Consider the following 19132-nt stretch of genomic DNA (forward strand, 5'->3'; position numbering starts at 1 on the left):
GCCGGCGCCGCCGTGCCGGCCGGGGCGCAACAAGGGCCGCGCAACTACAGCCGCGGCGGCGCCCCCGCGCGCTACCCGGACAGCGACATCGTCGCCCTCGACCCGAAGCGCTTCACCGCGCGCCTCGGCAACTCCTCCATCCGCCGCATCGGCACCGGCTTCATGTGGGCGGAAGGCCCGGCCTGGCACGCCAACGGCCGCTTCCTGGTCTTCTCCGACATCCCGAACGACGAGTGCTTGCGCGTGACCGAAGAGGACATGCACGTCCACCGCCGCTTCCGCAGCCCCGCCGGCTTCTCCAACGGCAACACCTTCGACCGCGAAGGCCGCCAGATCGCCTTCCGCCACTACCACCGCGACGTGCTGCGCTACGAGCGGGACGGCAAGCAGACCGTGCTCGCCGCCCGCGGCCCGGACGGCCCCTTCAACGCCCCCAACGACGGCGTGGTCCACCCGGAGGACGGCGCCCTCTGGTTCACCGACCCCGGCTACGGCGCGCTGATGGACTACGAAGGCCAACGCGTGCCCGAGTCCGCGCAGAGCCCCCGCCCCTTCATCAAGGAAGCGATCTACCGCCTCGACGCGCAGACCGGCCAAGTGGCCAAGGTAGCGGACGAGCCCTTCAAGCCCAACGGCCTCTGCTTCTCCCCCGACTACCGCCGCCTCTACGTCGCCGACACCGGCAAGTCCCACTACGACGGGGCCAAGAACATCATCTGGCAATGGGACGTGGACGGGACGCGCCTCCGCAACCCGCGCACCTTCGCCGACATGACGCTGGAAGGGAAAAGCGGCTTCGCCGACCGCATCCGCTGCGACGAGGCGGGCAACGTCTGGGCCGGCGCCGGCTGGGTGGGCGACGGCTACGACGGCGTCCACGTCTTCGCCCCCGACGGCCAGCGCATCGGCCTCATCAAGCTGCCGGAGATCTGCTCCAACGTCTGCTTCGGCGGCACGCGGCGGAACACGCTGTTCATGACCGCGAGCCAGAGCCTCTACGCGGTGCCGGTGGAGACGCGGGGCGCGCACTTCTGCTGAGACACGAAGCCGCCGCCCACGCGCCGCGTCCTCAGGTCAGGGGCGCGTGGGCGGCGGCGCAGGCGCGGAAGCTGGCGTCGAGGTCCGGCCCCATCAGCAGGATCGCGGCGAGGCGGCGGGCGGTGTCGCGGACGTGCGCCACCTCGTCCTGCCCCAACGCGCGGCCGAGGATGGAGCCGTCGCGGCAGGACAGCCACCTCTTGAGCACCTGGTAGCCGCCGATCCGCGCCTCCCACACCCCCTCCGGCAGGTTCTTCCAGAAGCTCGCGCCGTTCATGCCGACGTCCAACGCGCGGGCGCCGAGCAGGTCGGCACGGGCGGCGGTCGCCGCCTCGTCCGCGGAAATCCGGGATGCCGGCCTGCTTCTTGCCGGTCGTGTGGTGGAGCGCGAAGACCTTCGGCTTCAACGCGCCGCCCACCGCGTTCAGCGCCTCGGAGACCGCCGGGTAGTAGGACGTCTCCGCCGTGCCCGCGCCCGTGCCGCGCACCCTGGCGCAGCCGTCGAGGTAGAGGTCCAACGAATCACGCCGCGCGTGAGGCCAAACCTTTTGTTCGAAACGCGCAAGACACTCCTTCGCCCGGTGCCGCCGCATTTGTCCGCGTCCGGCAGAACCGCCGCGATCGGCGCGCGTCCATCGTTCCCGCCGTGTCGGACGGCCGCACCCACGCCATTTGTCCGAATCCGACAAAACAGCGGCCACAACGCCCGAACTGTCCACGCCGCATCGGCCGCCGCCCGCATCCCGCGACGGCACCCGGCCTATTTGTCCCATTCGGGCAAAACGCCGCCCTCACGCCCGAACCGCCGCCGGCACATCGGCCGGAGGCGCTTCGCCTCACGCAACCTTCCAGTTCGTCCCATTCGCGCAGAGCGACGGCGGGCGCCGGAGCACCCGCCGTCGCGTTCTAGGAAGGTGCTACTGCACCCGCTCCACGCACATCGCCACGCCCATGCCGCCGCCGATGCACAGCGTCGCCAGGCCGCGCTTCGCGCCGCGCCGCTGCATCTCGAACAGCAGCGTGTTCAGCACCCGCGCGCCGGACGCCCCGATCGGGTGGCCCATGGCGATGGCGCCGCCGTTGACGTTCACCTTCTCCGGGTCCCAGCCCAGGTCCTTGTTCACCGCGCAGGCCTGCGCCGCGAAGGCCTCGTTGGCCTCGATCAGGTCCAGCGTGCCGATGTCCCAGCCCGCCTTTTGCAGCGCCCGGCGCGAGGCCGGGATCGGCCCGGTGCCCATGATGGAGGGGTCCACGCCCGCCGTCGCCCAGGAGACGATGCGCGCCAGCGGCTTCACGCCGCGCTTCTCCGCCTCCTCCATGCTCATCACCACCGTCACCGCGGCGCCGTCGTTGATGCCGGACGCGTTGCCCGCCGTCACCGTGCCGGTCTTGGAAAAGGCGGGGCGGAGCTTCGCCAGCACCTCGGCCGTGGTCTCCGGCTTCGGGTACTCGTCGGTGTCCACCACGGTCTCGCCCTTGCGGGTCTTCACCGTCACCGGCGCGATCTCGTCCTTGAAGCGCCCGGCCTTGATCGCCTCGCCCGCCTTGCGCTGGCTGTTGGCGGCGAAGGTGTCCTGCTGCTCGCGGGTGATCTGGTACTTCTCCGCCACGTTCTCGGCGGTGGTGCCCATGTGGTACCCGTGGAAGGCGTCCCAGAGACCGTCTTTCAGCATGGTGTCCACGAACTCCAGCGGGCCCATCTTCGTGCCGGCGCGGAGGTTCTGCGCGTGCGGCGCCTGGGTCATGCTCTCCTGGCCGCCGGCCACCACGACCTTGGCGTCGCCGGTGGCGATCTGCTGCGCCGCCAGCGCCACCGCCCGCAGGCCCGAGCCGCAGAGCTGGTTGATGCCGAAGGCCGTCCGCTCCACCGGGATGCCGGCCGCGACCGCCGCCTGCCGCGCCGGGTTCTGCCCCGCGCCGGCGGTGAGGATCTGGCCCATGATGACCTCGTCCACCTCCTCCGGCTTCACCCCGGCCCGTTCCATCGCCGCCTTGATGGCGACGGTGCCGAGCGTGTGGGCGGGAATCGCGGCGAAGGCGCCGTTGAAGCTGCCCACGGGGGTGCGCGCAGCGGAGGCGATGACTATGTCGGCCATGACGGGTGGTGCTCCTGCCCTTCGTGTTTATCGCGCAGACTTGGCGCAGGCCGCTCCGCCCCACAAGGCGGGCGGGCCTTCGATCCCCCGCGGCAACGGAGGCAGGGGCTGGAAGCCTTTGCGGCTGCCCCGGTCCGCCCGCCGGAGATCCGCACTGGACTCAAGGCGGCAAAAATGCGCACAACGCGTCTAGGAAGAAAAACAACCGGAACCCCAATGGCCGACACCGCCGCGCAGCGAGACGCCGACGAACCCGGAACCGCCGCCCCCGCCCCGCGCCAGGCGTCGCCGGTGGTCGTGGTGAAGAAGTACGCGAACCGACGCCTCTACAACACCGAGACCTCGAGCTACGTCACCCTCGAAGACTTGGCCGCCATGATCCGCGCCGGCCGGGAGTTCACGGTGCACGACGCCAAGACCGGCGAGGACATCTCCCGCTCGGTGCTGACCCAGATCATCGTGGAGGAGGAGTCGAAGGGCCGGCACCTCCTGCCGGAGAGCTTCCTCCGTCACCTGATAGGCTTTTACGGCGACAGCCTGCAATCCGTGCTGCCCCGCTACCTCGACCTCGCAATGGCCGGCTTCGCCCGCCAGCAGGAGCAGATGCGCCGCTCGGTGGAGCAGACGATGGTGCTGCCCTTCAGCGGGCTGGAGGAGATGGGCAAGCAGCAGAAGGCGATGATGGAGCGGGCGATGAGCCTGTTCTCCCCCTTCCGCCCGCCCGAGCCTTCGCCAGCGCCGTCCGTCGAAGACCTCCAGGCCGAGATCAAGGCCCTCAAGCAGCAACTCGAAGCGCTTCGCGGGCCGGAAACGCCTCCGAAGCGCTGATCGCGTCCAGGAGAAAGAAGGCGCGGTTTACTTCACGCGCTTGTTATGCGCGCCAAAGTGGAACCTCCCGGCGTCCGCGGCATTCCCCGATGAGAGACGTCAGGGTTGAAAGGCTCAGGTATGCCAACCACACAACAGGGTGAAGCGCAGGGCAAGGGGACGGCGGCCAAGGAAAGCGGCGCCAAGCCGGGTCAACGCGCCAACGCAGCGGACCGTCACGTCGGCGCCCGCATTCGCGAACGTCGGGTGATGATGGGCCTGTCGCAACAGCAACTCGCCCGCATGGTCGGCGTAACCTACCAGCAGGCACATAAGTATGAGCGCGGCTTGAACCGAATCTCCGCGGGGAGGCTGTTCGAGATCGCGCAGGTGCTTGACGTGCCGGTGTCGTTCTTCTTCGAGGGCTTGGCCGCGACCAGCGACCACCAGGAGGCGTCTCCCCGGCAACGCATGTGCCTGGAACTGGCTCGCAACTTCGCTATGATCGACAACGAAAAGCACCAAGAAGCGTTGAGTCAAATGGCACGCGCCCTCGCGGCGCAAAGCCAGGCCGCCCAAGGAGGTGGCACGGACACCCACTGAACCCATTTAGGACTCGATGTCGGACACTCGGTCGCCGCCCCTCGCCAGCTCTTTGCCGCCGGGACGCAGGCCTTGGCTGTCGGGGAGCGGTGGTTCCCCCGCGGCCGAGGGTTGGCGCCCCCCGGAAGGCCCTGTTGGGCACGCCTCGGCCGCCGGGCGGGAGTCTCGCCGAACGAGCCGGGGCCTCGCCGACAAGGGGGCCGCCAAGGGCGGGCTGCAACAACGCGGCCGGCCGGCTCCCTTGCTTCGGCCGCAGCGGCAGTTCGGCCGCAAGGCGGCGATCGGGACGGGCCTCTTGCTGGCGGGGGCCTTGGGGGGCTTGGTGCTCGGCTTGTCCCTGAGAACCGGAGTGCCGACGCAACAACAGCGGCGTGCCGAAACTCCGATGGCTGCCGTGTTGCCCGGCGCCACGGCGCCCGAAGCGGCCCTCAGCCAGGGCGGGCTGCCCAAATCGGCGCTGCTCGCCGGCGGCCCGGAATCGCCGCGGCCCGCGCCGCCGCCACTGGCGGCCGCGCCCCCGGCGGCTCGTGGCGGCATCGCCGATGGCGGCGGCCCTGACGCCGAAGCACTCCGGAAAGATTTGGCCGCGGAGCAGGCGCGCCTGGAAGCGCTTGCCCAGGCCAGGACGGCGGCCGAAGCGCAACTCGCCCAGTTGCAGGCGCAGGTGGCGCAGCGCGAGATCTTGGCGCGGCGCGAAGCCGCCCTGGCAGCCTTGCCGAGCGTGACCGCGCCCTTGCCCAATCCCCCGCGCGGCGAAGCCGGTCCCCGGCAGGCGGCTGGCATCGGGTCCGGCACGGGCGCAGCGGCCCAACCGGCGGCCGGGCAGCAGCGGGTGGTGCTGCACCACCGCGCCGGCTCCTACGCTGCGTCGGAGGCGGCAGGCGCCATGGCGACGCAGGTGCGCGAGGCCGGCTTCGACCTCAATGAAACTCGTGCCGTCACCGCGACGCCTTCGCAACGTGTGGTGCGCTATTTCCACGCCGAAGACGCGCCGGCGGCGGCGCGCTTGGCCGGGCGGCTCGGGCGCGGTTGGGCGCTTCAGGACTTCCGCTCCTACGAGCCGCTGCCCGCCCCCGGCCTTTTGGAGGTCTGGCTGCCCGACCGCTGACGGCCCCCGTGAGCGTCGGAGTAGCTTGAACCGCCCCGGCGGCCCTACCCTCGGTTCGGGTGAACCGAGGGAGATAACATCCATGACGCCGACCCGTCGCGCCCTGCTCGCCGGCAGCGCCGCCACCGCCGCGCTGCCCCTCGCCGCGCCCGCCCTCGTGCGGGCCCAGCCGGCGGGCGACGTGGTCCGCATCGGCGTTCTGACGGACCTCAACGGCCCTTACCGCGACGTCACCGGCCCGACCAGCGTGGCTTGCGTGCGGCAGGCGGTGGAGGAGTTCACGGCGGCTAACCCATCCATCCGCGTCGAGGTCATCGCGGCCGACCACCAGAACAAGCCCGACGTCGGCGTGAACACCGTGCGGCAGTGGCTCGACCAGCGCGGCGTGGACGTGGTGACGGACGTGGGCAACAGCGCCATCGCGCTCGGCATCAACCCCGTCTGCGTGGAGCGCGACCGCGTCCACCTCAACGCCTCCGCCGCCACCTCGGAGCTGACGGGCCGCGCCTGCACGCCCAACACCGTGCATTGGAGCTACGACACCTGGTGCTTCGCCAACACCTCCGGCGCTGGGCTGACGCGCATGGGCGGCGACACTTGGTACTTCGTGACGGCCGATTACGCTTTCGGCCACGCCATCCAGCGCGACACCACCCGCGCCGTCGAGACTGCCGGCGGGCGGGTGCTCGGCGCGTCCGTGTACCCCTTCCCGTCCACCACCGACTTCTCGGCGTTCCTGCTGCAAGCGCGCGCGAGCCGCGCCAAGGTGCTCGGCCTCGCCATGGCGGGCGACGACCTGGTGAACTGCGTGAAGCAGGCGCAGGAATTCGGCCTGCCGCGCGGCGGCATGAAGCTCGCCGCCATCATCGGCTCCGTGACCGGCGTGCTGGCGGCGGGGATGAACACCATGCAAGGGATGTTCATCTCCGAGACCTTCTACTGGGACCAGGACGAGCGCACCCGAGCCTTCACCAAGCGCGTGCAAACCAAGCTGCCGGCGGGCGTGTTCCCGAACTACGTCCATGCCGGCAACTACTCCGGCGTCTTGCACTACCTGAAGGTCGTGAAGGAGTTGGGCGTCGGCGCCGCGAAGGCGTCGGGCCGCGCGGCGGTCGCGGCGATGAAGCGGATGCCCACGGACGACGACGCCTATGGCCAGGGCCGCGTCCGCGAGGACGGGCGCAAGATCCACCCGGCGCACCTCTACGAAGTGAAGCGCCCGGAGGAGAGCCGCTACCAGGGCGACGTCTACAAGGTCTCGATGACGATTCCCGCCGAGCAGGCGTTCCGGCCGGTGGCGGAGGGCGGGTGCCCGTTGGTGCGGAGTTGAGGCCGCGCCGTCCGGCGGGCGCCGGGCGCCCCGGCCCGACCCGGCGAGGCTGGCCGTGACGCCCGATGCCGCCGGCCTCCTCCTGTTCCTCGCCGCCGCGCTCGCCATCGCGGTCACACCCGGGCCGGGCATCTTCTACGTGGCCGCGCGCACCCTCGCGGGCGGTCGCGGCGAAGGGATCGCTTCCAGCTTCGGGACCGGCCTCGGCGGGTTGGTCCACGTCGCGGCCGGCGCGCTCGGCGTTTCGGCGCTGGTGATGGCGAGCGCGCAAGCGTTCACCGTCCTCAAGGTGGCCGGTGCCGCTTACTTGGTGTGGTTGGGGCTCAGGGCGATCCGCGAAGCGCGGCGCGTCCCGCCGCCGGAGCGCGCCGTCGCAACGGGCGCGGCTTGGGCCTTCCGCGAGGGCGTGGTCGTCGAAGCGCTGAATCCGAAGACCGCCGCCTTCTTCCTGGCCTTCATCCCCCAGTTCGTCGACCCGGCGCAGGGGGGCGTCGCGCTCCAGTTCGCGGCGCTCGGCTTGGTGTCGGTCGCGCTCAACACGCTGGTCGATGTGGCGGTGGCTTGCGCGGCGTCGCGCGCCCGCGACGGCCTCGCCCGGCGCGCCGGCTTGGTCCGCCGGTTGCGCGAAGCGTCCGGCGCCGTCCTTTGCGGGCTGGGCGTATCGCTCGCCTTCGCGCGCCGGGCAGGGTGAACCTCTTCGGGGCGGAGGCCGGGGGCGGCGTCCTGTTCCGCCGCGCGACGCCGGAGACGGGCGGCTTCGACGCCCTCGCCTCCGACGCCGTCGCCAAAGGGCACCGCTTCGTCGCCCGTTTGACCGATGAGTGGCGGAGCGGCGTCAATCGGTTCGACCGGCCGAGCGAGGCGCTCCGCGGCGCGTTCCTGGGCGGCGTCCTCGTAGCGGTGGGCGGCCTTGACGCCGATCCCTAGCTGCCGGACGGTTTCGGCACGGCGCGCCTGCGGCACGTCTACGTGCGTTCGGCTTGGCGGCGGACCGGGGTGGGCGCTGCCCTTACCCACCACTTGCTGTCGCTGGCCGGCCCCCGCTTCCGGCGCGTGCGCCTCCGCACCGGGAAGCCGGATGCGGCGCGGCTCTGCGAACGCTGCGGCTTCGAGCCCGTGGACGAGCAGGACGCGACGCACGGCTTCGTCGTGGCGCCCTGACCCGGCCCGCTCCCGCGTGCGGCGCTTTTACGCCAGCGCTTCGTTCACCTGCGCGACGGGTTGCACGTCGGTGAAGTTCGGTATGTCGCCGAAGACCTCGCTGCCGTGCGCGGCGCCGGCTTTTTGCAACGCCTCCGCCGATTCGAAGGAGAGCAGCGCCATCACGCGGAAGGGCGCAGGACCGCCGTCCGGCGTGCCGACCCCGCGCAGCAGGCGCAGGTCGGTGAGGCCCATCGGTTCCCAGCGCTGCCGCACCAGCGGGATGTGCTTGTCGAGGTAGTAGCGCTCGTCGAAGCGCGATCCGGGTTGGTTGGGGTAGAGCACGCTCACCAAGACCATGGCGGTTTCCTCCTTCTTAGGCTCGCCGGGGACTTGTAGCCCCTCCCCTTGCCCTGGCGCGAGCGAGCCCGCCTGGACGCACCGGCCCCGGGACTTCGCCGAACGGATGACGCGGGGCCCGCCGGGCCTCCCTTTGATGCCGCCCGACGCAGACCGGGACGGGAGAACGGGCATGGACGGATCGCCGGGCGGCGACAGCCGCCGGTCGCGCTTGCGATGGGCCGCGGCCGCTTTGCTCTCCGCGCTGGCGGCGCCGGCTCCCCCTGCCGCCGCCACCCCCGGCCGGTCGTGTTGGCGCTGCCCGACGCCCCCGGGCCGGACGGCCGCAGCCGGCCCTACCTCGACACGCTCAACGCGGCGGGCTTCGCCACCGTCGAATTCGTCCCGTCCGCCGGCGACGACGGGGCCGTCGAATCGACGCTGTCAACGGCGGACGGGCTCGCGGCCGTGCTTGGCGCGCTGGCGGCCGAGCCCCGCGTGGACGCGGCGCGGCTCGGCGTGCTGGCCTTCGGCGCCGGGGCGCACCGCGTTGCGCGAACCGGCCGGCGCTGGCGAACGCGCCGGCCGTCCTCCTCTACCCCGGCTGCGCCGGCCTACCGCCGCCGGGCGGCCGGCGGGTCCTCCTCCTGCACGGCGGGCTGGACCGCGCCGACGCGCCGGCCGGCTCTTGCGCCCGCTGGGCCACCGCCGGTCCGTCGGCGCGGCGGCACGAGTACCGGGACGCCACCTACGCCTGGGACTTCTCCGACGGCCCCTGGTCGGACGGCCTCGCTTTGCTGCCGAGCCCCGGCGATCCGTCGCGGCGGGTTTGGTTCCGCGCCGACCCGGGCGCCACCGCCGACGCGGCCGCGCGCGCTGGCGTCTTTCTGGCCGCCGCGCTCGGCGTGGCGGCCGCGGGGCGGCCGGGGGAGCCCGGGGCCGTTTCCTCCTTCGGCGCGGCGGCGTCCGGCGCGGGTCCGCGCCCGCCCGCGACCCTCACCGAGCGGCCATCGACAGCGTCGGGTGGATGAAGCCGTAGCTCAGGTAGCTGGACGCGCCCCAGTCGTTGATGCGCGGGTACCAGACCCGCACCAGGGACCAATCGTTGGCGGGCGAGACGTCCATCACCGGCTGGTCCCGCGCCGCGCGGCCCTTGGAAGCGCCCGAGGCCCAATTGGCGTGGTCCACCCGGATCTCCCGCGCCGACACCACGCGCGACACCACCGCGAGGTGCCCTTGCGGCAGGCGGGAGGTCCGCATCAGCACCAGCACGCTGCCGCGGCGCGGGTCGCGCCCGCGCCCGTAGTGGCCGGCCGCCGCGTCCCACCACGTCCAGGCGTCGCCGCGGAGCGGGATGCCGGAGCGCATCCGCGCGTAAGGGACGCAGGACCACGCCCCGGCCCCGTCGGGAGCGGGGACGCCGGAGCGGTACGACGGTCCCCGGGAGGGGCCGCAGGCGGCGAAGAGAAGGAACGCCGCGAGCGTCGCCGATGCGCGAAGGATGGAACCGACCCCCGTCCTGGTGCATAGGCAGGGTACCGGAGGCGGGCGCCAGCGCCCAACAGCAATCACGTCTTAGCGATCAATGCTGTGGCGCCCGGCGTTGCGATGCGGTATCAGATGCGGCGGGTTGGTTTCGGCCGCCCGTCCGATTAGCCGGATTCAGAGGTGTCATGGGCGTTTTCGCATTTCAGCTCCCACGGGGGCGGCCTTCGCGCCGCGCCGGACGGGGCGCCTGCCTGCTCGCGGCCTTGGGGATGCTCGCCGCGCCGGCCTCCGAGGCCGCGGCGCGCTGCGCCAGCGAGGGCGAACAGAGCGTCTTCGAAGTCGAGGCGCTCAAGTCCGAGCTGATGGTGGTGGGCATCACCTGCAAGCAGGAGGACCGCTACAACGCGTTCATCCAGCGCTACCAGCCGAAGCTCGCCGAGAATTACCGCTCGTTCGAGCAGCACTTCGCCCGCGCGCGCGGCGGCGCCAGGGCGAGGGACGCCTACGTGACCAACCTGGCGCAGGTCCGCGGCTTCGAGGCGCAGAAGCTCGGCAGCGACTTCTGCCTGCGGAATCCGGGGCTGTTCGACGAGGTGATGGCCCTTCCGGGCGCCGAGGTGCTGCCGGCCTACGCCGCCGGCAAGGACCTGATCCCCGAAAGCCTCGGCTCTTGCGCGACGCAGGCGGCCGCCCCCGCCCGGAGCGCCGCCGCGTCCCGGAGGCGCGGCCGGTGAGCGCCCCCGTGACCCGTTTCCGGACGCTGGCCGTGGTGGCCGGCCTCGCCGCGCTCCAGGCCGCTTGCGCCCAGCCGCAGGTGGCGGCGCCCGGCCCGCGCATCTACGCCGTGGATGTGCAGGGCAGGTCCGCCTTGTGCGACGCGCCGCAGCAGGGCGTGACGCTGGCCGCCGGCCGCCAGACCGAGGCGGCCCTGACGATGGGCAACGACGGCGGCTGGTGCGGCATCCGCACCGACCGCGCGGGTCCGGGCCTCGTCACCGCCAAGCCGGCGCACGGGCGCCTGCACGTCCGCAAGGTCGGCGCGACCACCCGCGTCGATTACATCCCGGACCGCGGCTTCGCCGGCACCGACACCTTCGCGGTGAAGCTGCTGCCGGACCAAGCGGAGCTGAGGGTGACGGCCAACGTGCAGGCCAGTTCCACACAGCAAACCGCGTCGACGGCCGCGGTCGCCGCACCGGAGCCGGCTCCGACGCCGCCCCCTGCGAAGCGCGCGGCGGCGGCGCCCCCCGCCCGCAAGGCCGCGCCCACCAAGCGCTGAACGGGGCGGTGCGCCGCGACCGGGGGGCTACCCGGCCGCGGCGGCCACCCCGCCGCCCAGGCCGGCGTACCATTCGGCGTAAGGCGTGTTGCGGGCGAGGCGCCGGTTGAGGTCCGGCGCCCCGTCCGTCCACCAGACCGGGCCGCGCTCGCCCAAGGTGCGCTTGGCCGCGTCCACGGCGGCGCGGGCATCCCGGAGCGCGGCGGCGTCCCCGGCGCGGTTGGCCGCGGCCACCGCCCGCCGCGCCGCCATCAGCTCCCGTGTCAGCTCCGCGCGGCGCTCCATGGGCAAGGCGGGGTCCGCCATGCGCCACAGCCGGCCGCGCACCACGAAGTAGCGCCCGTCCGGCGTGACCGGGTGCGCCGGCGCGCCGGCCAGGTCAGGCCGCGGCCTGCTGCCGCGCGGCGGGGACGCGCCGCATGGCGCCGCCCGGCGTGCATCCCGGCACCGACGCCGCGAGGTCCGCCGCCTGGAGCAGCTTCGGCCAGTCCGTGCCGGTCTCGACCCCCATGCGGTTGAACAACCAGACCACGTCCTCCATGGCGACGTTGCCGGTCGCCCCGGGCGCGAAGGGGCAGCCGCCGATGCCGCCGGAGGCCGCGTCGAAGATGCGGCAGCCCGCCTCCCACGCCGCCGCCACGTTGGCCACGCCCATGCCGTAGGTGTCGTGGCCGTGGAAGGCGAAACGCTTGCCCCAGGAGGCGTGCGCCTGTTCGAAGACCCGCCGCACCTGGTCGGGCGACGCGTTGCCCGTGGTGTCGGCGAGCGCGATCTCCATGAAGGGGTCGAGCGCCACCGCCCGCTCGATCCAGTCCAGCGCGTCGGGCTCGGGCACCACGCCCTCGAAGGGGCAATGGAACACGCAGGAGAGATTGAAGCGGAATTTGGTGCCCTTGGGCGCCTCCCGCACGAGGGCGGAGAGTTCGGCGAAGCTTTCCTCGCGGGCGCGGTTGAGGTTGGCCTTGTTGTGGCTTTCCGTGACCGACATGAACAGGCCGAGGCGGTCGGCGCCGGCGTTCATGGCAAGGTCGAAGCCGCGGCGATTCGGCACCAGCACGGTGCATTCCAGCCCTTCGAGCTGCTTGGCCGCCTTCAGCACGTCGCCCGTGTCGGCCATCTGCGGCACGGCGCGGGGCGACACGAAGCTGCCCACCTCCATGCGGCGCAGCCCCGCCTCGTAGCACGCGCGGACGAGCGCGATCTTGGTGTCCGTCGGCACGAAGGGGCCAATGGATTGCAGGCCGTCGCGCGGGGCGACCTCGGACAGTTCCACTTTTTGCGGCATCACGCGCCTCCTTCTCCCGCCAATAACTCCCGGAAGACGAGATCGTTGTGCGCGCCCACAGCGGGGCCGGTCCAACGCACCATGCTGGGCGGTTCGACACCGTCCAGGCGGAAGGGCGCGGCCGGGTGCAGCACCGGGCCGAGCAGCGGGTCCTCCACCCGCATCACCGTTTGCCGCGCGTGGAAGTGCGGATCCTCGGCGCAATCGCGGATGTCGTAGAGGCGGGAGCAGGGCACGTCGGCCTTCTCCAGCGCGGCTTCGGCCTCTGCCGCGGGCAGGGTGCGGGTCCAGGCGGCGATGGCGGCGTCCAGCTCCTCCACGTTGGCGCAGCGCAGGCCGTTGGTGGCGAAGCGCGGGTCCTCGGCCAGCTCCGGCCGGCCGATCGCGGGCATCAAGCGGCGGAAGATCAGGTCGGAGTTGCCGGCGATGCAGAGCCATTTGCCGTCGGCGCAGGGGTAGGTGTTGGTGGGCGCGGCGGTCTTGAGGGCGGCGCCCTGCGGCTGCCGCACCCAGCCGAACATCCCGTACTCCGGCAGCATCCCTTCCATCAGGCTGAACACGGAGGAGACGAGGTCCACGTCGATGACGCGGCCACGGCCGTCGCCGCCCGGCCGGTCGCGGCCCCAGCAGGCGGACGCCACGGCCATCGCGGCGTACATGCCCGCGAGGTCGTCGCTGATGGACACGCCGCAGCGCGGGGGCGGGAGTTCGGTTTGGCCGGGGTTGGCGGTGAGGTGGCGCAGGCCCCCTTTGGCTTCCCCGATGGCGCCGAAGGCAGGCTTGTCGCGGTAGGGGCCGTCCTGGCCGTAGCCGCTGATGCGGGCGATGACGAGGCGCGGGTTGGCGGCGTGCAGCGCCTCCGGCCCGAGGCCGAGGCGTTCGAGCTGGCCGGGGCGGAAGTTCTCCACCAGCGCGTCGGCCCGCTTGGCCAGTTGGAGGGCGCGCTTCTTGCCCTCCGCCGATTTGAGGTCGAGCGTCACCGAGAGCTTGTTGCGGCCGTGGACGCTGAACCAGACCGCGTGGCCGTCCTTCTGGCTGCCCCAGCCGCGCACCGGGTCGCCGTCGGGCGGCTCCACCTTGATGACCTCGGCGCCGAGGTCGGCCAGCAGCCGCGTGGCGAAGGGCGCGGCGATGTAGTGGCCGAGTTCGACGATCTTGAGGCCGTCGAGCGGCAGGCCTTTGGGCGCGGACATGGGCTCTCCCGGTGGCGGTTTTCGTTAGCCGCCACCCTTAGCCCTGGCCGTCCGCGGGCAAAAGCGCCGAGGGGCGCCTGCCGGTTCAGGCCGCGGCGCGGTCCGTGCCGGGCAGCAGCGCCGCCGCGCGCCCGGCGAGGCGGCGGCGCGTCGCGGCGGGCACCTGGCGGGCGGCCTTGGCGCGCGGCAGCGCCATCTCGGCCACCGGCGCCGGCTCGGCGGCGGCCTCGTGCTCGGCCCAGTTGTCGAAGGCCAGGCGCGCCACGTTGTCCACGAAGCTCTCCGCCGGCACCCCTTCCGCGAGGACCAGGGAGTGGTCGGCGAGCTCCACGTGCCAGTAGGCGAAGACCTCGGGCACGCCCCGCTCGCGCCTGATCGTGGCGCCGTTCACCAGGGCGCCGGCCTGGATGAGCACGCCGTCCACCAGCAGGGCGTGGTCGGGCGAGACCAGCAGGTCGCGCCGGGGCAGGCCCTCGCCCAGCGCCCCGGCCGCGATCCTGACCGGCAGCACGCGCAGCGGGTCGGCGAAGCGGGTGGAAACCGTCTGCCGGCCGAGCCAGCGGACCGGCTTGGCTTCGCCGTCGGCGGTGAGCACCAGGTCGCCGGCCTTCAGCGTCTCCACCGCGACCTCGCCCCCGGGCACCGCCACCAGCGTCCCGGGGTAGAAGCACACGGGGTCCGCGGCGAGCGCGTCGCCTTGGCCCGCCGCGGGGTTGCCGGCTTGGTCCGTGACCTGCACGGCCGCGGACACGTCGCCGCGGAGGCCGGACACATCGGCCGTCTGCGCGCCATTGGCGGAGAAGGTGCGGGTGACGCTGCCGCCGGCCGAACCGGTGAAGGTGACGGCGGCGGTCGAGCCGTCGTCGAGCCCGGAGACGGTCAGGGTGACGGCGGCGCCGCCCGGCGAGGCCGCCGCGTCCATCAGGTCCACCGCCACGTCGGCGTCGGGGGCGGTGTCCACGGTCGTCGTGAAAGCGGCGGAGGAGGCTTGGTTGCCGGCCGCGTCGGCGGTCCGGGCCGTCAGGGAAACCGGGCCGTTGGGCAAGGCGGAGGTGGTGGCCGCCCACGTCCCGTTCGACCCGGCGGTGGCGGTGGCGACCACGGTCGAGCCGTTCAGGATCTGGACGGTGGCGCCGGCGGCCGCCGTTCCGGTCAGCGTCAAGGTGGTGTCGTCGGTGGCGCCGCCGCCGGTGAGCGCGCCCTGCACCGCGCCCGCGTCGTCGGACACGGCGCCGATGCTCGGCGCCGCCGGCGGGGTCTTGTCCAAGGTGACGCCGTTGCCCGTGGGCGGGTTGGCGTAGTTGGTGGTCGTGCCGCCGTTGGTGACGGCCGCATTGGCGATGGTGACGGTGCCGTCGCCCAGGCCCGACAGGTCCACGGCCGCCGAACCGTTGGCGGTGAAGGTGTGGCTGACGGTGGCGCCGCCCGCGCTGCTCCGGAAGGTGACGACGGCGATGGCGCCGCTTCCGAGGCCGCTGATGGCGACCGGGGTGGCAGCCGCTTCCGACGCGTTCACCAGCCTGTTGGAGTCGCCGAAGGAGAAGGTCGGCGCGGCGACGGTGAGGACCGCCTTTTCGTAGAGCGGCGAATTCGCGTCGGTCAGCGGCGGCCATTCGGGGTTGTTGTTGCCCGTCCCGTCCGACGGGTTGGCGTCCCGGACCCAGTTGGCGGGGTTGGTGTAGGCGGCCCGCGCCGCGTCCGCGTCCGCGTAGTTGGTCCCGGCCGTCGCGCGGTTGATGGATCCCACGTCGAGGTCGGTTGCGGTGGTGGTGAGGTTGACGATGCTGGTGCCGGCGGAGAGCGTGCCGACGCTGCCGTCGCCGAAGAGCATCGCGGCGACGTAGGTGCCGGGCGAGGCGACCGTGCCGGTGACGGCGAACACGCTGTCGGACCGCGAACCGGTGTTGTTGCTGACGTTCCACCCGCTCGCCTGCTGGGTGATGCTGCCCCCGCCGATCACGGTCGCCGTGTTGGACGGCGCCGCCCCGAAACCGATCTGCACCACGGTGCCGGCCGGCAACGTGGCAGCGCCGTTGGTCCAAACGAAATTCGCGTCCGCGCGCAGCGTCGTTCCGTTCTTGTCCCCTTCGAAGAACCGGATGCTTTCGCCCGCTGCGATCGGATTCAACACGATGAAGGCGACGCCTTCCGAGGTGTTGTCGAAGCTGTAGGCGACGAAGGCTATCGAACCGGCGGCGACGGCCATCTTGGCTCTCCGGGAAGGGCGCGGCGATTTCGTTCCGGACCATTAATATACTTTTGGTTGATAAATTGAAACGAAAATCGCTCAAAAATTACATATGAATTGGCAAATGAGACGGGGAATGGCCGGATTGCCCGCCCAGGCCGCCGTGCGAAACTGCCGCTCCACCGGAACACGGAAAGGCGCGCCATGCCCGACGACGGCACCGCAACGGAAGAAGCCTTGGCGGAAGCCGCGGGCCTGCGCCTCGCTTGGAACCGTCACCGCGCGGACATGCTGGACGCGATCCGCCGCATGGACGCCCTGCGAGGGAGCTTCGCCCGTCCGGCGGACCCCGCCGCCGAGCCCTCGCCGCCTTACGCCCTGCCGACCCGGGCGGAGCGGGAGGGGCGCCGATGAGTTCGACCCCTAGCCCGCACGCGCTCACCTTGGCGGACGCCGCGGCGCTGATCGCCGCGCGGCGCCTGTCGCCGGTGGAATTGCTGCGGGACTGCCTGGACCGCGTCGCCGCGCTTGACCCGCGGCTCAACGCCGTGGTCCGCCTGCTCGCGGGCGGCGCCATGCGCGACGCCCGCGCGGCCGAGGCGGAGATCGCGCGTCCCGGCGGCGGCCCGCGTTCGCCGCTGCACGGCATCCCGGTCGGGATCAAGGACATCATCGACCTCGCGGGCGAGCCGACCACCTGCCACTCGAAGCTCTGCCTCGACCGCGTGGCGGCGGCGGACGCGGCGGTGGTGGCGCGGCTGCGGGCGGCGGGCGCGGTGTTCCCGGCCAAGCTGGCGACGCACGAGTTCGCCATCGGCGGCCCTTGCTTCGACCTGCCCTTCCCGCCGGCGCGCAACCCGTGGAACCCGGCGCACCACCCGGGCGGATCGTCGTCCGGCTCCGGCGCGGCGGTGGCGGCGCGGATGATGCCGGCGGCGCTCGGCACCGACACCGGCGGCTCGGTGCGGCACCCGGCGACGCATAGCGGGCTGGTCGGCCTGAAGCCGACCTATGGGCTGGTGTCGCGCCGGGGCGTGTTCCCGCTCGCCTTCACCCTCGACCACGTCGGGCCGATGGCGCGCACCGTGCGCGACTGCGCGCTGCTGCTGGGCGCGATGGCGGGGCCGGACGCGGCGGACCCGGGCAGCGCCATGCGCCCGCCGGAGGATTACGCGCGGGACCTGCACCTCGGCTTGCGGGGCTTGCGCGTCGGCTACGTCCGCCACTTCCACGAGCGCGACACGCCCGCGACGCCGGAGGTGGCGGCGGCGCTGGACGAAGCGGCGCGGGTGCTGGCGGCCGAGGGCGCGGAGGTGCGCGACGTGGCGCTGCCGCCGCTCGGCGAGTTCGCGGCGGTGAACCGGGTGATCCTGTCGGGGGAGGCCGCCGCGGTGCACGAGCCCTGGTTGCGCGAGCGGCCCGGCGACTACGCCGGGCTGACGCGGCGGCGCCTGCTGCCGGGGATGCTGCTCTCCGCCGTGGATTACGTGCAGGCGCAGCGGCGCCGCGCGGAGCTGGTGGCGGCGGTGGAGGAAGCGTTCCGGGAGGTGGACCTGCTGTTCTGCGCGTCCTCCATGGACCCGGCCTGCCGCATCGACGACCCGGACGAGGTGGACCGCACCTACCCGCGGCAGGCGCGCACGCCCTTCAACGTCACCGGCCACCCGGCCGTGTCGGTGATGTGCGGAGTCAGCCGCGCAGAGGGGCTGCCGCTCGGGCTGCAACTGGTGGCGCCGGCCTTCGCGGAGGCGACGCTGCTCCGCGCCGCCGCGGGTTACGAGCGGGCGGCGCCGTGGCGGGAGATGGCGCCGGCGCTGTAGCCGTCACCGCGCCGCCCACCATTCCGCCATCGCGCGCGACGAAGCGCCTATGAACGCGGCGAGCCTCCGCGGCAATCGGGCGCGGGATGGCGGCGGAGGCGAGGCCGCCAGGCGCTCGAGCAGCACCTCCGGCGGGCAGGGCAGGCCGGTGAGCGGGTCGCGGTAGCGCGGATAGAGGATCAGCGCGCCGGCGACGAGTTCATCGAGCGACAGGCGCCGTCCGCGGCGCGGCGGCGGGTCGCGGTCCTCCGTCAGCCCCCAGCCGGCGTAGAAGGGGCGGCCGTGCGTGACGACGCGGCGGCCGCGCAGCAGCGCCTCGAAGCCGGAGAGCGAGGACAGGCAATGCGCCTCGTCCACCAGCGCGTAGAGCGGCGCGATCGGCACGGCGGACAGGACGCGGTCGGCGAGGCGCCGGGCCTCGCCGGGCGGCACGGCGCCGCGGCGCATCCCGGCCTCCACGTCCGGGTGCGGCTTGTAGAGCACGACCGCATCCGGGTTCTCCCGCCGCACCGCGCGCAGGAGGTCGAGGTTGGTGCGGATGCGCGCGCCGCCGCGGCGCACCGCCGCGTCGTCCTCCACCTGCCCGGGCACGAGGATGGCGCGGCGGCCAGGCGGCAAGTCGAGCGGCGGCGGGTCGCCGCGCAGGTTGTATTTGGTGATGGCGCCGGCGAGGAGCGCTTCGCGCAGCCGCGCGGCGCGCGCCAGCAGCGCCGGCGCGAAGTCCGTCTCCGAGAGCAGCGCTTCCAGGTCGCTCGGCGCCGACGGGTCGTAGTGGATGCCGCGCCCGTCCAGCACCAGGGAGGCGGCGGGGGCGAACAGCGCGCCGAGGCCGGCGGAGCGGACGAAGCCGTCCTCCACCTGCACCAGCGGCACGCCGGCGGCGGCGGCGCGGGCGGGCAGGCCGGGCGGCATCACCGAGGACCACACCGCCACCGCGCCGCCCTCGCGCTTGGCGTCGCGGACCGCGTCGGAACCGCGCATGCGGACGCGCGGCGGACCGGCGGCGCTCGACAGGCTGTCCTTCAGCCGGCGGTGCTTGAACCACTCGACGCCGGTGCAGGACGCGATGCCCCGGTTCTCGGCCTCCGCGGCGCGCCAATCCGCGAGTTGCGCGATGGCCTCCGCCGCCGTCCAGGGCCGCGCGCGGAAAGGGTCGGCCCAGCGCGTCGCGGCCAGCAGGGCCGCGAACGCGGCCGCTGGGGGCGGAGCCGCGACGTGGGGGCGCACCGTGACGCCCGGGGCGGCTGCGCCGAGCAGCGCTAAATCGTCGTCGGGGCCGAGCACGTGCAGCTCCGCCGCGAGGTCGAGCAAGGTCCAGGGCGCGAGCCTTCCCGGCAAGCGGCGTTCGCCGGCGAGCACCGGGCGCGCGCCGGCGGGCGCCGCGGGGTCCGTCGCCAGCAGCACCGGCCGGCCGCCGG

At 73.2% G+C, this 19132-nt stretch carries 21 protein-coding genes; 12 read left to right on the forward strand and 9 right to left on the reverse strand.

Going from position 1 to position 19132, the window contains the following annotated elements; all coding sequences use genetic code 11:
* On the forward strand, nucleotides 1-1038 hold a 1038-nt coding region (locus tag ABD067_RS20240; RefSeq protein ID WP_343897198.1), incomplete at its 5' end, for an SMP-30/gluconolactonase/LRE family protein.
* Nucleotides 1039-1069: 31 nt separating this feature from the next.
* Here the strand turns inward: ABD067_RS20240 and ABD067_RS20245 are convergent.
* The gene (locus ABD067_RS20245) at nucleotides 1070-1315 is read right to left on the reverse strand and encodes a hypothetical protein (protein WP_343897199.1); all 246 of its coding nucleotides are present in this window, start codon (nucleotides 1313-1315) and stop codon (nucleotides 1070-1072) included.
* Between the two features lie 640 nt (nucleotides 1316-1955).
* Nucleotides 1956-3134, reverse strand: coding sequence for an acetyl-CoA C-acetyltransferase (locus tag ABD067_RS20250; RefSeq protein ID WP_343897200.1), 1179 nt, complete (start codon nucleotides 3132-3134; stop codon nucleotides 1956-1958).
* Between the two features lie 216 nt (nucleotides 3135-3350).
* On the opposite strand from ABD067_RS20250, the gene phaR reads away from it, so the two are divergent.
* From phaR to ABD067_RS20285, 7 genes are all read left to right on the forward strand, one after another.
* A complete protein-coding gene (phaR, locus tag ABD067_RS20255) occupies nucleotides 3351-3962 on the forward strand; it encodes a polyhydroxyalkanoate synthesis repressor PhaR (RefSeq protein WP_343897201.1) in 612 nt (203 codons plus the stop codon).
* Nucleotides 3963-4082: 120 nt separating this feature from the next.
* The gene (locus ABD067_RS20260) at nucleotides 4083-4544 is read left to right on the forward strand and encodes a helix-turn-helix domain-containing protein (protein ID WP_343897202.1); all 462 of its coding nucleotides are present in this window, start codon (nucleotides 4083-4085) and stop codon (nucleotides 4542-4544) included.
* A 385-nt stretch (nucleotides 4545-4929) separates the two neighbouring features.
* Nucleotides 4930-5652, forward strand: a complete 723-nt coding sequence (locus ABD067_RS20265; protein WP_343897203.1) for a hypothetical protein — start codon at nucleotides 4930-4932, stop codon at nucleotides 5650-5652.
* Nucleotides 5653-5734: 82 nt separating this feature from the next.
* Entirely contained in the window at nucleotides 5735-6982 is a 1248-nt protein-coding gene (locus ABD067_RS20270) for an ABC transporter substrate-binding protein (RefSeq protein ID WP_343897204.1), read from the forward strand.
* A 55-nt stretch (nucleotides 6983-7037) separates the two neighbouring features.
* Nucleotides 7038-7673: a LysE family translocator gene (locus tag ABD067_RS20275; protein WP_343897205.1), complete on the forward strand. Its 636-nt coding sequence runs from the start codon at nucleotides 7038-7040 to the stop codon at nucleotides 7671-7673.
* A complete protein-coding gene (locus tag ABD067_RS20280) occupies nucleotides 7670-7909 on the forward strand; it encodes a hypothetical protein (RefSeq protein WP_343897206.1) in 240 nt (79 codons plus the stop codon). Before ABD067_RS20275 ends, ABD067_RS20280 begins: the two co-directional genes overlap by 4 nt.
* Nucleotides 7910-7936: 27 nt before the next feature.
* Nucleotides 7937-8143 carry a GNAT family N-acetyltransferase gene (locus ABD067_RS20285; RefSeq protein ID WP_343897219.1) on the forward strand — a complete coding sequence of 69 codons (207 nt, stop codon included), beginning with the start codon at nucleotides 7937-7939 and terminating at the stop codon, nucleotides 8141-8143.
* A 27-nt stretch (nucleotides 8144-8170) separates the two neighbouring features.
* Here the strand turns inward: ABD067_RS20285 and ABD067_RS20290 are convergent, their stop codons facing one another.
* Complete coding sequence (locus ABD067_RS20290; protein ID WP_343897207.1) at nucleotides 8171-8482, reverse strand: EthD family reductase; 312 nt, start codon at nucleotides 8480-8482, stop codon at nucleotides 8171-8173.
* Nucleotides 8483-9457: 975 nt separating this feature from the next.
* Nucleotides 9458-10033 carry a CHAP domain-containing protein gene (locus ABD067_RS20295; RefSeq protein ID WP_343897208.1) on the reverse strand — a complete coding sequence of 192 codons (576 nt, stop codon included), beginning with the start codon at nucleotides 10031-10033 and terminating at the stop codon, nucleotides 9458-9460.
* Between the two features lie 101 nt (nucleotides 10034-10134).
* Here ABD067_RS20295 and ABD067_RS20300 point away from each other — a divergent pair, with 101 nt between their 5' ends.
* Together ABD067_RS20300 and ABD067_RS20305 are read left to right on the forward strand one after the other, a co-directional pair.
* Nucleotides 10135-10683 carry a hypothetical protein gene (locus ABD067_RS20300; RefSeq protein WP_343897209.1) on the forward strand — a complete coding sequence of 183 codons (549 nt, stop codon included), beginning with the start codon at nucleotides 10135-10137 and terminating at the stop codon, nucleotides 10681-10683.
* Entirely contained in the window at nucleotides 10680-11228 is a 549-nt protein-coding gene (locus ABD067_RS20305) for a hypothetical protein (RefSeq protein WP_343897210.1), read from the forward strand. The genes ABD067_RS20300 and ABD067_RS20305 overlap by 4 nt, the downstream gene beginning before the upstream one ends.
* 27 nt (nucleotides 11229-11255) lie before the next feature.
* Here ABD067_RS20305 and ABD067_RS20310 read toward each other — a convergent pair whose 3' ends face one another.
* The 4 genes from ABD067_RS20310 to ABD067_RS20325 all read right to left on the reverse strand — a co-directional run bounded on the left by ABD067_RS20310 (nucleotide 11256) and on the right by ABD067_RS20325 (nucleotide 15912).
* The gene (locus tag ABD067_RS20310; protein ID WP_343897211.1) at nucleotides 11256-11534 is read right to left on the reverse strand and encodes a hypothetical protein; all 279 of its coding nucleotides are present in this window, start codon (nucleotides 11532-11534) and stop codon (nucleotides 11256-11258) included.
* Nucleotides 11535-11607: 73 nt separating this feature from the next.
* Nucleotides 11608-12513 (reverse strand): hydroxymethylglutaryl-CoA lyase, encoded by a 906-nt coding sequence (locus ABD067_RS20315; protein ID WP_343897212.1) that lies wholly within the window; start codon nucleotides 12511-12513, stop codon nucleotides 11608-11610.
* A complete protein-coding gene (locus tag ABD067_RS20320; RefSeq protein ID WP_343897213.1) occupies nucleotides 12513-13706 on the reverse strand; it encodes a CaiB/BaiF CoA transferase family protein in 1194 nt (397 codons plus the stop codon). Before ABD067_RS20320 ends, ABD067_RS20315 begins: the two co-directional genes overlap by 1 nt.
* An 85-nt stretch (nucleotides 13707-13791) precedes the next feature.
* Complete coding sequence (locus ABD067_RS20325) at nucleotides 13792-15912, reverse strand: Hint domain-containing protein (RefSeq protein WP_343897214.1); 2121 nt, start codon at nucleotides 15910-15912, stop codon at nucleotides 13792-13794.
* A gap of 186 nt (nucleotides 15913-16098) precedes the next feature.
* Between ABD067_RS20325 and ABD067_RS20330 the strand changes: the two genes are divergently transcribed.
* Together ABD067_RS20330 and ABD067_RS20335 are read left to right on the forward strand one after the other, a co-directional pair.
* Nucleotides 16099-16308 (forward strand): hypothetical protein, encoded by a 210-nt coding sequence (locus ABD067_RS20330; protein ID WP_343897215.1) that lies wholly within the window; start codon nucleotides 16099-16101, stop codon nucleotides 16306-16308.
* On the forward strand, nucleotides 16305-17714 hold the full coding sequence (locus ABD067_RS20335) for an amidase (protein WP_343897216.1): 1410 nt from the start codon (nucleotides 16305-16307) through the stop codon (nucleotides 17712-17714). The genes ABD067_RS20330 and ABD067_RS20335 overlap by 4 nt, the downstream gene beginning before the upstream one ends.
* A 3-nt stretch (nucleotides 17715-17717) precedes the next feature.
* Here ABD067_RS20335 and ABD067_RS20340 read toward each other — a convergent pair.
* On the reverse strand, nucleotides 17718-19132 hold a 1415-nt coding region (locus ABD067_RS20340), incomplete at its 5' end, for a capsular polysaccharide export protein, LipB/KpsS family (protein WP_343897218.1).

Source organism: Craurococcus roseus, from assembly GCF_039523795.1.
Classification (GTDB): domain Bacteria; phylum Pseudomonadota; class Alphaproteobacteria; order Acetobacterales; family Acetobacteraceae; genus Craurococcus; species Craurococcus roseus.